Raw genomic sequence first — 13,998 nt, forward strand, 5'->3', positions numbered from 1 at the left:
TCTTCAAGTCAGAGGAATCAAGAGAATGAGCAAGGACGCAGTTCTTCAGCTGATCAAGGAAGAGGGCGCCGAATATGTCGACGTCCGTTTCACCGACCCCCGCGGCAAGCTGCAGCACGTGACCCTGATGGCCGATCAGGTCGATGAAGACTTCTTGGACGAAGGCTTCATGTTTGATGGTTCGTCCATCGCAGGATGGAAGTCGATCGAAGCTTCGGACATGAAGCTGATGATCGATACCGAAAGTGCATATGTTGATCCGTTCTACGCAGAGAAAACCATTTGCGTGCACTGCTCGGTTGTCGAACCCGATACAGGCGAAGCCTATGAGCGTGACCCGCGCGGCACAGCGCAGAAAGCCGAAGCATACCTGAAGGCATCAGGAATCGGTGACGTCGCATATATGGGTCCCGAAGCCGAGTTTTTCCTGTTTGACGATGTCCGTTATTCGAACACAATCAACAAGGTATCCTACGAAGTTGATGCAACTGACGCATCATGGAACACCGACACCGAATACGAAATGGGCAATACGGGCCACCGTCCGGGCGTCAAGGGTGGATACTTCCCGGTGAACCCGATCGACGAAGCGCAGGACCTGCGGTCGGAAATGCTGTCGACCATGAAGCGTCTGGGCATGAAGGTCGACAAGCACCACCACGAAGTTGCGTCTTGCCAGCACGAGCTGGGCCTGATCTTCGACAGCCTGACCAAGCAGGCCGATGAGCTGCAAAAGTACAAATATGTCATCCACAACGTGGCTCATGCGTACGGCAAATCGGCAACCTTCATGCCGAAGCCTATCGCAGGTGACAACGGCACCGGCATGCACGTGAACATGTCAATCTGGAAAGACGGCAAGCCACTGTTCGCGGGCGACAAATACGCTGATCTTTCGGACGAAGCGCTGTACTTCATCGGCGGTATCCTGAAGCACGCCAAGACCCTGAACGCCTTCACCAATCCGGCTACCAACAGCTACAAGCGTTTGATCCCCGGTTTCGAAGCCCCCGTTCTGCGCGCCTACTCGGCCCGTAACCGTTCGGGTTGTGTCCGTATTCCATGGACCGAAAGCCCTAAAGCAAAACGTGTCGAGGCTCGTTTCCCCGATCCGGCTGCAAACCCCTACCTGGCGTTTGCGGCTCTGTTGATGGCTGGCCTTGACGGCATCAAAAACAAGATCGACCCGGGCGAAGCCATGGACAAGAACCTGTACGATCTGCCTGCCGAGGAACTGGCCGGTATCCCGACTGTCTGCGGCAGCTTGCGTGAAGCTCTGGAAGCGCTGGCATCGGATCACGACTTCCTGCTGCAAGGTGACGTGTTCACCAAGGACCAGATCGACGGCTATATCGCCCTGAAGATGGAAGAGGTCGAAACCTACGAGCACACACCACACCCGGTTGAATACGGCATGTATTACAGCTGCTAAGCAACCACGGCATGGATTTGCAGGGGCGCTCAAACGGGCGCCCCTGTTTCATTTGCGCCGGTCTGTCGCTGTTCAGCCTTTTCGGGCGCCATGGCGCAGAATTCACACGTTTTACCTTCGCCTTGCTATGTGCCCGATGCTGAGGATCTGAAATCCTTCAAAGGCACTCCGCAGACCAATCAACAGGCATTTGCAGGAGCGGTTGGAGCCACTCCAACGAACTGCTTTGCCCAATTCAAAGCTCAAGGTAGGCTGGCCACAGATTTCAACACCATCGGATAATAATTATGTTTCGTCTTTACGTGTTAATCGCCCTGCTTGTGTCTTCGCCCCTTCTGGCCGCGCCTTGTGGGAATACCAGCGCGGGGTTCGAGGCCTGGAAGGCCGATTTCGCCCAGCAGGCCCGCAAGGCTGGTGTGAAAAAGAAGGGCCTTCAGGCGCTTGCCCAGGCGCAATACGCCACGGGCACAATCGCGGCGGATCGCAATCAGAAAAGCTTCAAATACACGCTGGACAAATTCATGCGTGTCAGAGGCGCTGATGCAATCGTCGCGCAGGGGCGCAAACGCAAGGCGGCAAATCCCGATTTCTATGCTGCTCTTGAACGGCAATACGGTGTTCCGGCGGGTGTTCTGATCGCCATTCACGGCATGGAAACCGGCTTTGGCAATTTTATGGGAGACAGTCAGGTTGTTTCCGCAATCACGACACTGGCCTATGATTGTCGCCGGTCCGAGTTCTTTGTTCCGCACGCAATCGGGGCACTGAAACTGGTCGATGCAGGAAGCATTACCGTGGCGACAAAAGGGGCAAAACATGGCGAGTTGGGTCACACTCAGTTTCTGCCGGGCAACGCCCTGACCTATGGCGTCGATGCCACCGGCGACCGTCGGGTGGACTTCTATGACATGACCGACGCGCTTGCCTCGACCGCCAATTTTCTTCGCAAGAAAGGGTGGAAGCCGGGGCGTGGCTATCAGCCAGGGGAGCGGAATTTTCAAGTGCTGCAACAGTGGAACGCGGCCTCTGTTTATCAGCAATCCATAGCAATCATGGCCGCCCGAATCGACCAATAGCCCGGTCGCACCAAAAACACACTCCGCACCCGCTTTCGCCACATTTCCGCCACAGTGACAAACAAAAGCCTTTAGTTTCTTGGTTTCCAATGCGTAACCAATGCCGGGGTAATATTACCTTTTTTGCATTTTCCGCCAAATTCTCCTCACGAATGGTTGTTACAGTGTTTGCTGAACAGTACGCAAAAAAGGACAGTGCAGTGGCTCGGAAGCACAGCTACCATGGCGGCCTGCAATTCAATGGCGACGCAAATGGCGCGATCGAGCGTTTTGGCACAATCGTTGCCACGACGCTGGAAGATTACGGCCATCTGGTCGAACGCAAGGCGTTGCTGAGCAATTCCGAAGCAAGCATTGTTTCAAGTCAGTACCTTGTGCGACTGACCTTGGATACAGGCACCCCCGAGCAGGAAGACCGGTACGAGCGTATGGATCGCGCCGCGGGGCTAAAAACGATAACAAAACCCCGCGCCGCAAATCCGCAAAACAGGTTGGTTCTTTCGATCACGCCGGTTTCCCCCCTGCTGGATGACTCCGAGATTTCGGAACTGATGATGGTCGTCATTCTGTATCGCATGGTCGATATCTGTTCGACCCGGCGCGTTGAATGGCTGTCGCCACACACGGTTCTGACGGTCGAGCAGTTCATGAGCGCCTTTGACACTCTGACCCCCAGCCGAACACGCGACAGAAAACAAATTTTTCAGTCGCTGACCGGGCAGTTTTCGGCAATGAATTTGCCCGAGAACGATGACACCATAAGTGTTCTTCATGCTTCGACGTCCCGCCCGATCCAGCTGACAGATGAACAATTGCTCAGCATCGCGTTTCGCAGTGAAGATACAAACAGGCCAGGTCAGGAAACGTTCGATGACGAAGATGGTGTCGTAAAGCCAAGTGACGTTTTGCGTCTCAGCAGTTGGTGCATGACGGGTGTACTGGCTGGCGTTTCGACCCCGATTGCCCTGTCAATGGCTGCTGTCAATCTGATCCGGGGTGAAGATTTTCGCCTCAACACACAGGTGCTTGTCTTTACCTTCGCGATAGTTGCCCTGAACGCAACGAACGCGTTTGCCGATGTTGCGGCCGCCTTGGGCCAATAAGAGAATTACAGAAGACCCTCCTTGGATGCCCCGCCTTTAGGCGGGGTTTTCCATTTTGGGAACCGCGTTCGCGGCCAGAATATAAGTGTGGATTGAAAAGACGACCGCATCCGTTTTCGGCAAGCGCAGCAGGGTTTGCCGCTCACTTCGCAAGTAGGACGTTTTACGTCGATCTGTGTCGCCCCGCCTGTCACTGGAGCTTCGGGGCTGAAACAGTTCGGGGTCTTCATACCAAAGCGCGTTAAAACGCCAGAGCGGACGGCCGGGCTGTATCCCGTCGAACAGGCGCTGCACCCGCTTGGCGATATTTTCGTCGTAACTTGCGACAGGCACATGGATGTCGATCAGTGGTCGCATGAATTTTTCGGACAAAAGCCAGCTGGCCGGGAAACACAGGATTGCGCCGGTCAATACATGTTCAGTTCCGCGCTTTTGCAGGATGCAAAAATCCTCCTGAACCAGCCTGCACAATGTATCAAGCGGCTGCGCCCGGTCGACTGCGACACTTACTCCGTCGGGTCTGACGACCTCCTCACCCGCATTGGGATAGACCTGCGACAGCACAAGGTCGAGCAGCTCCCGAGCGGCGGGTTCTGCCTGCGGATCAAGCGCCAGAACGTCATCGCGGCGTTCCGTCAGCAGCTTCTGCCGGCGTTGCATCTGACCTGCAAAAGCTTCGTCCCGATGCAACCAGTTTTCCATCGTTGCAGGCTGGATACCCGGTAAAGCACGTAGGTCGCCGACATCATACGGTATTTTATCTTGCAGAATTTTATTCATTCCAGTGGCTTAGCATGGGTCGAAATATTTGTCGGTCGAAAACGACAGGATCGCCGTCGCATTTTTCCAAGACGATCGATATGGGCACCTTAGGTTTGACTGAACAAGCAACGAGGTCCGTCATGAACAAGCATTACCGAGACACGCGCAAGATTGACCCCAGCCGAGGCGCTACGCTGGGTGATGGCACGCCAAACGAAAATGACCGGATCGAGATCGGACCGACACAGCTGGCTTTTGACGAATGGGCTGCTGCGGGGCTGGAACTGCCCAATCTTGCCCGGATGCGGGAACACCGCTGGAAACGACTGACGCAGGCCATCGTTGATCGCGGATATGGTGGCTTGCTGGTTTTTGACCCGCTGAACATCCGCTACGCAACCGACAGCACGAACATGCAGTTGTGGAATACGCATAACCCGTTTCGCGCGGTGCTGTTATGTGCCGATGGCTATATGGTGATCTGGGACTACAAGAACTCACCTTTCCTCAGCACGTTCAATCCGCTGGTGCGCGAGCAGCGGTCAGGCGCGGACCTGTTTTACTTCGACCGTGGCGACAAGGTGGATATTGCGGCAGATGTTTTCTCGAACGAGGTGCGCGTACTGATCGATGCGCATGGCGGCGGCAACAAACGTTTGGCTGTCGACAAGATCATGCTGCATGGTCTGCGCGCGCTTGAGGCGCAGGGCTTTGAGGTCATGGAAGGTGAAGAGCTGACCGAAAAGACCCGTGCCGTGAAGGGACCGGATGAGATTCTGGCCATGCGCTGTGCCAATCACGCCTGCGAAACCGCTGTGGCGGAGATGGAGAGCTTTGCACGCGCGAATGTCGGCAATGGCAAGACAACCGAGGATGATATCTGGGCTGTTCTGCACGCGGAAAACATCCGGCGCGGTGGCGAATGGATTGAAACCCGCCTGCTGGCGTCAGGCCAACGCACGAACCCGTGGTTCCAGGAATGCGGCCCACGCATCACGCAGCAAAACGAAATCATCGCCTTCGACACCGACCTGATCGGGTCTTACGGGATTTGCATCGATATCTCGCGCACATGGTGGATTGGCGACCAAAAACCCCGCCCTGACATGATCTATGCCATGCAGCACGCGCATGAACACATCATGACCAACATGCAGATGCTGAAGCCCGGTGTGATGATCCCGGAACTTACCGCCATGTCGCACAGGCTTGACGACAAGTTTCAGGCGCAGAAATACGGCTGCCTGATGCACGGAGTGGGATTGTGTGATGAATGGCCGCTGGTTGCGTATCCGGACAAAGCCGTCGAAGGCGCATATGACTATCCGCTGGAGCCCGGCATGGTGCTGTGCGTCGAAGCCTGCGTTGGCGAAGTCGGTGGCGATTTCAGCATCAAGCTTGAGGATCAGGTTCTCATTACCGAAACCGGGTATGAGAACCTGTCCAGATATCCCTTTGACCCCCAATTGATGGGAATCGAATAAGGCCGGGCCCTCAATTCGACCAATGCGACCGGCGGACATTTCCATGCCAATCTTCCGTGGCAAGGCTGACCTGAACCTGTGAACCACCTTGGGGCGCGGGCCAGGATTGGCCAACCGCGAACCCGGCAACGCCGGCCAAAACTATAGCCAGGATCATACGTGAACGCAGGTCGGGTATCCGGGGTGCAATATCTGCATGTGACATCTGTGTCTCCTGTTTCAGCTTTCAGGAACCACAAATGGGATGTGGAGAGACATAAGTGAAACGAATGTTTGTTTGGATCACCATCAAAAACCTTGATAATAAAAGAAGGTAAGAGCTCTGCCGCCATGCGGCCCGAAGGCGGCAGGGATCTTGCGCAGTCTGTGAAACACCCATTCGTTCTCACCTTCCCGTTACGCGTGTGACTTAAGGGTTGTGACCCAAGGGGCAAATACACAGTATTGGGCGTGTTCCCCCGTACCATTCAAGGAGCCGACATGCCCACGGAACGCATCACTTTTGCCGGACATGACGGCAGCCAATTGGCGGCGCGACTGGATTTGCCGGACGGGCCGGTGCTGGCGACGGCCCTGTTCGCCCACTGCTTTACCTGCTCCAAGGATATCCCGGCCGCCCGGCGCATTTCTGCCCGACTGGCTGCCATGGGCATTGCGGTGCTGCGGTTCGATTTCACCGGACTGGGCCATTCCGAAGGCGAGTTTGCCAATACGACCTTCACTTCGAATGTCGAGGATCTGATTTCAGCCGCGCAATATCTGGCTGGTCGAAAAATGGCACCTGCCCTGCTGATCGGCCACTCGCTTGGGGGCGCGGCGGTGTTGCGGGCGCGGGCTGGTATTCCGACTGTAAAAGCCGTCGTGACATTGGGTGCACCGGCGGACCCCGCCCATGTGTCGCATCACTTTGAGGCGGCGCTGCCTCAGATCGAAGAGGACGGCAGTGCCGAGGTCTCTCTGGGTGGTCGCCCCTTCCGCATTGGTAAAGATTTTGTGGACGACATTGCCAAATCGGCCCTGTCATCTGCAATCGCCGACCTCAAAGCTGCCCTTTTGATCCTTCATGCCCCACGCGACGAAACGGTCAGCATCGACAATGCGAGCGCGATCTTTCTGGCCGCGAAACACCCCAAAAGCTTTGTAACTCTCGACAACGCCGATCATCTGATCACGCGCGCCTCTGACGCCGAATATGCAGCGGATGTTATTGCTGCTTGGGTTTCACGCTATGTGAAACTGTGCCCACCCGCTCCGCCACCGGGTGCGCCAGAGGGCGTTGTGCGCATAACCGAAGCAGATCCGGGCGGGTTCATGCAGGATATTCAGGCGGGTCCAAACCACCATCTGGTCGCGGATGAGCCCGCATCTTATGGCGGTACGGACAAGGGCATGTCGCCTTATGGCTTTGTCTCGGCCGGTCTGGGGGCCTGCACATCGATGACAATACGCATGTACGCCCGGCGCAAAGGCTGGCCCCTGACAAATGTCAGCGTCGATGTGTGTCATGACAAGGTTCACGCGCAGGATGCCGGATTGGTGAATGACGGCAAGGTGGACCAGTTTCGCCGGAAAATCCGCCTGAGCGGCCCGCTGGATCAGGAGCAAAGGCAACGTTTGCTTGAGATTGCGGACAAGTGCCCGGTTCACCGGACGCTTGAAGGCTCGGCCCACATAACGACCGAGCTTCTTTCATAAGAAAGGCCGCCTGACAGGCGGCCTTTTGTTCCTTAGCGTCGCGGGCTCGGTCGATGAATGGGCGGGCGGGCAACCGGCGGGCGCGCGACAGGTGGGCGCGCGACAGGTGGGCGCGGGCGCGCGGGAGGTTTGGCAACAGGCGGTTTCGGACGCTCGGGGCGCACTGGTCGATCAGGTCGGTTGGGACGATCAACGTCAATATCCACATTAACGTCATGGTAGTAGTCGTTCCACAGCATCGAGTCGTAAAACGGGTCATACCCGTACCCGACCCCAACCGTCACACCGTCACAGGCCGACAGCGTCAAAGTCGCGATCCCAAACCCTAGCGTAAGGGACATCCGTTTGATCAGTCTAACGCTCATCGCTCCCTCCCTCACTGAAGTGCCCGGAACGACGCGAAAACGGCGTTCAGATCATCTGCATAAATCGGGTCTGCCCCGTCCCGCAGAATAGCAACTGCGATGGCAACCCGGCCTTGCGGAAGGTCAATGACGGTGGCGGTAAAGCTTACTCCCTTGCCGTCCCGGTGCCCGGTGCCCCGAAACACGCGGGCTGGCAATCCGCCGATACGGGTATCGCTGGTGCTGGTCGTCGTAGGGTCTTTGACCAGAAACTTGTCGATATCCTGCAAGTACCGGACGCCGCCCTGAATTGTTCCAACCCCCGCAGGTGATACGAAACCCATCCACACCGCGTCGTCTGTCACCGGCCGGAACCCCATGACCCGCGCGACCGCACGGGCGTCGCCCAGTTCGGTATCCTCAATCTCGCGCGGGCCGCCGGTACGAAGGACCCAGAAGTCTGGAACGTCAAACCGAAAGAGCGCTTGGCCTTCATCGGTGTATGTCACGGGTGTGTCAGCCAGTGCTGGTGCAGCTGCGCCGACCCAAAACACACCACAGAGGGCAAGTACAGAACATGATAAAAAACGCATATCTCAATAACCTGGTTATTTCCTTCCGATCAGATTGAACTGTTGCAGCGCTGTTTGTCCAGCATCGCTTGGCAGCAAGGGCAGGACAGGCATCCACCCCAACTGGCGGCATGATCCGGTGAGACCTAGTTGCAGGCGCAAAACCTGCCTTGTTGCGGAACCCTGCCCGTCAATACCGTACCAAATCCTTTGCAGGACAGTTTTCCGAACCCGTCTGCTGCTGAAAAGCCCGAACAAACGGCAAGAATCAGGGCAAACCGTCTCATATACGCTCTCGCATCTTGTTCCCTACCCCGCACGCGGTTAAACCCCGCGCCAACGCCTCATCCAATCTGCAAAAAAGGTGCCGTCGCCTATGATTCCCCGTTATTCCCGCCCCGAAATGGTTGCCATCTGGTCGCCCGAAACCAAGTTCCGCATCTGGTACGAGATCGAGGCGCACGCGTGCGATGCCATGGCGGATCTGGGCGTGATCCCGCGTGAAAATGCCGAAGCTGTCTGGAAAGCCAAGGATGTGGAATTCGATGTCGCCCGCATCGACGAGATCGAAGCCGTCACCAAGCATGACGTCATCGCCTTCCTGACCCATCTTGCAGAGCATGTCGGCAGTGAAGAGGCGCGTTTTGTGCATCAGGGCATGACCAGCTCGGACGTGCTGGACACTTGTTTCAACGTACAGCTGACCCGCGCCGCCGACATCCTGATTGCCGACCTTGAAGGGCTTCTGGCTGCGCTCAAGCGCCGCGCGATGGAACATAAGAACACGGTTCGTATTGGACGCAGCCACGGCATCCACGCCGAACCGACAACCATGGGTCTGACCTTTGCCCGCTTCTACGCCGAGATGGACCGCAACCTGTCCCGGATGCGCGATGCACGTGCGGAAATCGCCACCGGAGCGATCAGCGGCGCGGTTGGTACCTTTGCCAATATCGACCCGCAAGTCGAGGAACATGTCTGTGACAAGCTGGGTCTGGTGCCTGAGCCGATCAGCACGCAGGTCATTCCGCGTGACCGCCACGCGGCCTTTTTTGCAACGCTGGGCGTCATCGCAAGCAGCATCGAAAACATTGCCATCGAAATCCGCCACATGCAGCGGACCGAGGTACTGGAGGGGGCTGAGTTCTTCTCGATGGGCCAGAAAGGCTCCTCGGCGATGCCGCACAAGAAAAACCCGGTGCTGACTGAGAACCTGACCGGTCTGGCGCGCATGGTCCGCGCAGCCGTAATACCGGCAATGGAGAATGTCGCGCTCTGGCACGAACGCGACATCTCGCATTCATCTGTCGAGCGCATGATCGGTCCGGATGCCACAATCACGCTGGATTTTGCCTTGGCCCGCCTGACAGGTGTGGTCGACAAAATGCTGATCTTCCCGGAAAACATGCTGGAAAACATGAACAAGTTCCCCGGGCTGGTCATGAGCCAGCGGGTTCTGCTGGCCCTGACCCAGGCAGGTGTCAGCCGTGAGGACGCCTATGCCATGGTACAGCGCAACGCGTTGAAGGTTTGGGAACACCGCACCGACTTCAAGGAGGAACTGTTGGCGGATGCTGATGTAACTGCCGCACTCAGCCCTGCGCAGATCGAAGAGAAATTCGACCTCGGGTATCACACCAAGCATGTCGATACGATCTTTGCGCGCGTGTTTGGCGACTAACGGTTATCTTTTCAGTCTGTTAGCCGGGGGTGTTCTGCCACGTGCATTGTACCCCCTTGTTTTTTGCCAGACCAACGGAAATGCGGTATCCTGCATGTGCTTTTTCCATACGAGGGAAACATCATGATCCGAACACTCCTAAGCGCATTGGCACTGGTTCTTGTGGCCTCGGCCGGGCTTGCCTGCGAACAACATTCCAAACAGACCCAATCCTGCGCACCCGGGACAACGTGGGATACTGAAACAAAAAGCTGCGCGAAATCTGTCAACAGCTGACAATTTTTGTCCAGTTCGTGAATAAAAGCGACCGTTCCCCTGTTAGCTTTTTTGTAGATCACACTATGATTTCAATAAGAGCCCCGAGAACGGAGTAAAGAAATGCGCCTTTTGTTAGCTTCTGCCCTTGCTTTGCAAGCCTTTGCCTTCGCGCCAGCTGTCCATGCCGCAGGTGGTGACAGCAGCAGCCCGCCGAAACCGACGAATACAACCAAGAAATGCCTGTTCGGCCGTGTATATGACGAAACCCGTGGAAAATGCGTCAAACCCGACAAGTCAAGCCTGACAGATGATCAGCTGTATGATGCGGTCCGCGAACTGGCGTATGACGGGCAATACGGGCACGCTCAAGACATTCTGCGCATCATGGATCAGGACGACGATCGTGTCCTGACCTATTGGGGTTTCACCTATCGCAAGATGGGCGAGCTGGAACTGGCAAATGTCTTTTATCAAAACGCGATCAATGCCAACCCAGACAATCTTTTGGCGCGCAGCTACATGGCGCAGGGGTTTGTGTCCGAAGGCCGAACCGATCTGGCGATCGAGCAATGGCGCGAAATAAAGTCCCGTGGCGGAGAAGGCACCTGGGCCGAGGCATCGTTGCGCGAAGCGATCCGAACGGGCCTGACATACAGCTATTAAGGTTCAGGGTTATTTAACCCGACTCTCTCTAATCTGCCTGTGGTTTGAAAACTTTAGCTCCACAGGCAGATGCAGAACACCAACGCATTAATTCAAACGGTTCAAGGGGCTTCGGCCCCATTTTCCGCAGGAGGTGGCGACAGCCCGCGCCTTGTTCCCCGATCTTTGACCAGCCGTCAAAAGGCGGCTGTTGTCGTGCGCCTGTTGTTGAACGACGGCGCCGATCTTCCGCTGGAGGAGCTTCCCGATGACCTGCAAGAGAAACTGACACATCAATTGGGGGAAATGGGCCTTGTAGACCGGGCGACTCTGGGTGCTGTGGCGCAGGAATTCAGCGAAGCCCTGGACAATGTCGGTCTGGCCTTTCCACATGGTCTTGCCGGGGCCTTGGATGCCGTCAGTGGAAAAATCACACCCGCGACAGCCGCGCGTTTGCGCAAAGTTGCCGGAGTTCGTCAGATCGGTGATCCCTGGCAAAGGTTGCGCGACATTCCAGCCCAGGACCTTGCGGCCATGGCACAGGCGGAAAGCACTGAAGTGGCCGCTGTGATGCTTTCAAAAATGGATACGGCACAGGCGGCGCAGATGCTGGGCCACATGCCGGGTCCGGTGGCACGGCGGATCACCTACGCAATCTCGAAAACAGCAAATGTCACGCCCGAAGCGGTTGAGCGGATCGGCTGGTCACTGGCTGCTCAGCTGGATCAGCGGCCTGTTCAGGCCTTCAATGACGGTCCAGGCGCGCGGGTGGGTGCAATTCTGAACCAGTCTGCGTCCGCCACACGTGACGACCTGCTGAACGCGCTGGATGAGGACGACGCCGATTTTGCCGATCTGGTGCGCCGCTCGATCTTTACCTTCGCCCATATCTCCAGCCGGATTTCGCCCCGTGATGTTCCAGCCATATTGAGGGAAGTCGATCAGCCTGTTCTGGTCGCGGCCCTTGCTGGTGCCGCCGCGGATGATGACAAGGCATCTGTCGAGTTTCTGCTGTCGAATATCTCCTCCCGCATGGCAGAAAACCTGCGCGAGGAAATCGCGGAACGCGGGCGGGTCAAGCAATCTGAGGCCGAAGATGCCATGACCCAGATCGTTGGGGCGGTTCGTACCTTGTCTGACGCCGGAACAATTACGCTGATTGAAAAGGAAGACGACGAAAACACGGGTTGAGGCAGGAACAGGCGCACCCGCCAGATCGTTAGGGCAGCCATTTCGCCAGGGTGCTTGAGGTTACGGGTACCGGGTTGTATGTCTGAGGCAACATTTCGCAACACGCGGTGAGACACCTCCATGCCCGTCGAAAAGTCGGAGCTCAGCCGGTTTGAGCTTGGAAAATACTATGTCGCCAATCTGCTCCTGCAGGGAATCATCGGCGCTATGCGCCTGCTTCCTTATGAAAGGCGCATAGCAACCATGGGTGCAATCATGAAAACCCTTGCGCCTGTCGTTGGATTTCGCACCCGTGTCCGCCGGAATCTAAAGCTCACCTGCCCTGAATTGTCTGACGCCGAGATCACAAAGATCTATCGTGACGTGTCGGATAATGCCGGTCGGGCAATTATGGAGCATTTTTCACCCGAAGGTTTCATCGAACGTCAGGTGAACGCCAAGATATCCGGGCCCGGTATTGCTGCGTTTGACGCCGCGATTGCCGAAGGGCGTCCGGTGATGATGATCACGGCGCATTTCGGTCACTATCTGGCCGCGCGTGTTGCCCTGCAGAAACACAGCGGCAAGCCGATTGGATGCCTCTACCGGCGGATGGCCAATCCCTATTTCAACGACGCCTATGTCGAAGCCTTTTACAAAACCGGCGCGCCGATGTTCGAACAGGGGCGGCGTGGTATGGTCGAAATGGTCCGGTCACTCAAGAACGGTGGAATCATTGCCATCGTGTCCGACCTGCATGCGCTGGGGGGCGAAGAGCTGACATTCTTTGGCAAGCCTGCCGTGACATCCGTGCTGAACGCAGAGCTGGCCATCAAGTACAAGGCCGTACTGATACCGTGCTATGCCGTGCGCCAGCCTAATGGCATCGACTTTGAAATCATCCTGCATGATCCCGTTCCGCACACGGACCCAAAGACGATGACTCAGTTCACCAATGACGATCTGGAACAGATCGTGCGGCAGCATATGGGACAGTGGTTCTGGATCCATCGGCGTTGGAAAAGCTGGAACGGGCTTGGCGTTCAACCGGACGACATGCCCTGATCACTTGGCCCAAGACGCGGCAACTATTGGCCCGTGACCGGCCCTTTGCACAAGCACGACGGCTGGCAAGTCTGGTTCCAGCTGCGCCGAGTATGTCTGCGGCGTTTGCCCATCCCACCGGCCCGCAATCTGCCAGGTCTCGACAACATTGGCATAATCCAATTCCCGCCCTGCTAGTTCACCACGGCGGATCGAGGCATGGCGCAGAGGCGAATACTGAACGATACGCACGTCATAGGTCTCACCTTCGGGCAATTCTACAGGCGTCACACTCACGGTCACTTCGTCAGCGTCTCGGATTGCTGTCACCGCTGCCTCGGGGGCGGCCTTTAGATGCGCATCAATCAGACGGTCGAGCTCCTGAGCCTGAGCGCCGACAATATCGTGCTGACCATTTATGATCATCTGGGGCGTATAGATCATGGATTTTCCGTTTTCGCGGGCATAGGCCCGTTGCCGCAGCGTGTGATCAGGATCGGCATATTCGTCCTTCCAGCCGATGTAATCCCAATAGTCGACATGCAACGCCAGCCCGATGACATCGTCGCGTTTCGCCAGCTCATGCATGATCCGATCTGCCGGCGGGCAAGACGAACACCCCTGTGAGGTGAACAGCTCAACCACCACAGGATCCCCACCGGCCATGGGCTGGGTGGCGAGCAGGCAGGATATCAGGGCGGTCAAAGCAGCGGGTCTGAACATCAAAACTCTCGG

At 56.7% G+C, this 13,998-nt stretch carries 14 protein-coding genes; 9 read left to right on the forward strand and 5 right to left on the reverse strand.

Going from position 1 to position 13,998, the window contains the following annotated elements; genetic code table 11:
• The first annotated feature begins 25 nt into the window (after positions 1-25).
• From glnA to ACR0DY_RS13725, 3 genes are all read left to right on the forward strand, one after another.
• Entirely contained in the window at positions 26-1,432 is a 1,407-nt protein-coding gene (gene glnA, locus ACR0DY_RS13715; protein ID WP_267366350.1) for a type I glutamate--ammonia ligase, read from the forward strand.
• Between the two features lie 287 nt (positions 1,433-1,719).
• Positions 1,720-2,508 (forward strand): lytic murein transglycosylase, encoded by a 789-nt coding sequence (locus ACR0DY_RS13720; protein ID WP_480545399.1) that lies wholly within the window; start codon positions 1,720-1,722, stop codon positions 2,506-2,508.
• A 200-nt stretch (positions 2,509-2,708) separates the two neighbouring features.
• Positions 2,709-3,611 carry a hypothetical protein gene (locus ACR0DY_RS13725; RefSeq protein ID WP_480545397.1) on the forward strand — a complete coding sequence of 301 codons (903 nt, stop codon included), beginning with the start codon at positions 2,709-2,711 and terminating at the stop codon, positions 3,609-3,611.
• Between the two features lie 36 nt (positions 3,612-3,647).
• Here the strand turns inward: ACR0DY_RS13725 and ACR0DY_RS13730 are convergent, their stop codons facing one another.
• Positions 3,648-4,391 (reverse strand): heme-dependent oxidative N-demethylase family protein, encoded by a 744-nt coding sequence (locus ACR0DY_RS13730; RefSeq protein WP_480545395.1) that lies wholly within the window; start codon positions 4,389-4,391, stop codon positions 3,648-3,650.
• Positions 4,392-4,513: 122 nt separating this feature from the next.
• Between ACR0DY_RS13730 and dddP the strand changes: the two genes are divergently transcribed.
• Positions 4,514-5,857, forward strand: a complete 1,344-nt coding sequence (dddP, locus tag ACR0DY_RS13735; protein ID WP_480545393.1) for a dimethylsulfonioproprionate lyase DddP — start codon at positions 4,514-4,516, stop codon at positions 5,855-5,857.
• Between the two features lie 10 nt (positions 5,858-5,867).
• Here the strand turns inward: dddP and ACR0DY_RS13740 are convergent, their stop codons facing one another.
• Positions 5,868-6,062 (reverse strand): hypothetical protein, encoded by a 195-nt coding sequence (locus tag ACR0DY_RS13740; protein ID WP_480545391.1) that lies wholly within the window; start codon positions 6,060-6,062, stop codon positions 5,868-5,870.
• A gap of 275 nt (positions 6,063-6,337) precedes the next feature.
• Between ACR0DY_RS13740 and ACR0DY_RS13745 the strand changes: the two genes are divergently transcribed.
• A complete protein-coding gene (locus tag ACR0DY_RS13745; protein ID WP_480545389.1) occupies positions 6,338-7,552 on the forward strand; it encodes a bifunctional alpha/beta hydrolase/OsmC family protein in 1,215 nt (404 codons plus the stop codon).
• Between the two features lie 32 nt (positions 7,553-7,584).
• Here ACR0DY_RS13745 and ACR0DY_RS13750 read toward each other — a convergent pair whose 3' ends face one another.
• Together ACR0DY_RS13750 and ACR0DY_RS13755 are read right to left on the reverse strand one after the other, a co-directional pair.
• The gene (locus ACR0DY_RS13750; protein ID WP_480480363.1) at positions 7,585-7,917 is read right to left on the reverse strand and encodes a hypothetical protein; all 333 of its coding nucleotides are present in this window, start codon (positions 7,915-7,917) and stop codon (positions 7,585-7,587) included.
• 11 nt (positions 7,918-7,928) lie between these two features.
• Entirely contained in the window at positions 7,929-8,489 is a 561-nt protein-coding gene (locus tag ACR0DY_RS13755) for a hypothetical protein (protein ID WP_480485258.1), read from the reverse strand.
• A 355-nt stretch (positions 8,490-8,844) separates the two neighbouring features.
• On the opposite strand from ACR0DY_RS13755, the gene purB reads away from it, so the two are divergent.
• From purB to ACR0DY_RS13775, 4 genes are all read left to right on the forward strand, one after another.
• Positions 8,845-10,149 (forward strand): adenylosuccinate lyase, encoded by a 1,305-nt coding sequence (purB, locus tag ACR0DY_RS13760; RefSeq protein WP_480898484.1) that lies wholly within the window; start codon positions 8,845-8,847, stop codon positions 10,147-10,149.
• Between the two features lie 378 nt (positions 10,150-10,527).
• Complete coding sequence (locus tag ACR0DY_RS13765; protein ID WP_480480357.1) at positions 10,528-11,070, forward strand: tetratricopeptide repeat protein; 543 nt, start codon at positions 10,528-10,530, stop codon at positions 11,068-11,070.
• Positions 11,071-11,139: 69 nt separating this feature from the next.
• A complete protein-coding gene (locus ACR0DY_RS13770) occupies positions 11,140-12,240 on the forward strand; it encodes a flagellar motor switch protein FliG (RefSeq protein ID WP_480485254.1) in 1,101 nt (366 codons plus the stop codon).
• A gap of 120 nt (positions 12,241-12,360) precedes the next feature.
• Positions 12,361-13,284 carry a lysophospholipid acyltransferase family protein gene (locus ACR0DY_RS13775; RefSeq protein WP_480480353.1) on the forward strand — a complete coding sequence of 308 codons (924 nt, stop codon included), beginning with the start codon at positions 12,361-12,363 and terminating at the stop codon, positions 13,282-13,284.
• On the opposite strand, the gene ACR0DY_RS13780 is transcribed toward ACR0DY_RS13775, so the two are convergent.
• A complete protein-coding gene (locus ACR0DY_RS13780) occupies positions 13,285-13,986 on the reverse strand; it encodes a DUF1223 domain-containing protein (RefSeq protein ID WP_480545387.1) in 702 nt (233 codons plus the stop codon).
• Positions 13,987-13,998: the final 12 nt, after the last annotated feature.

The organism is Ruegeria sp. O6, from assembly GCF_056535045.1.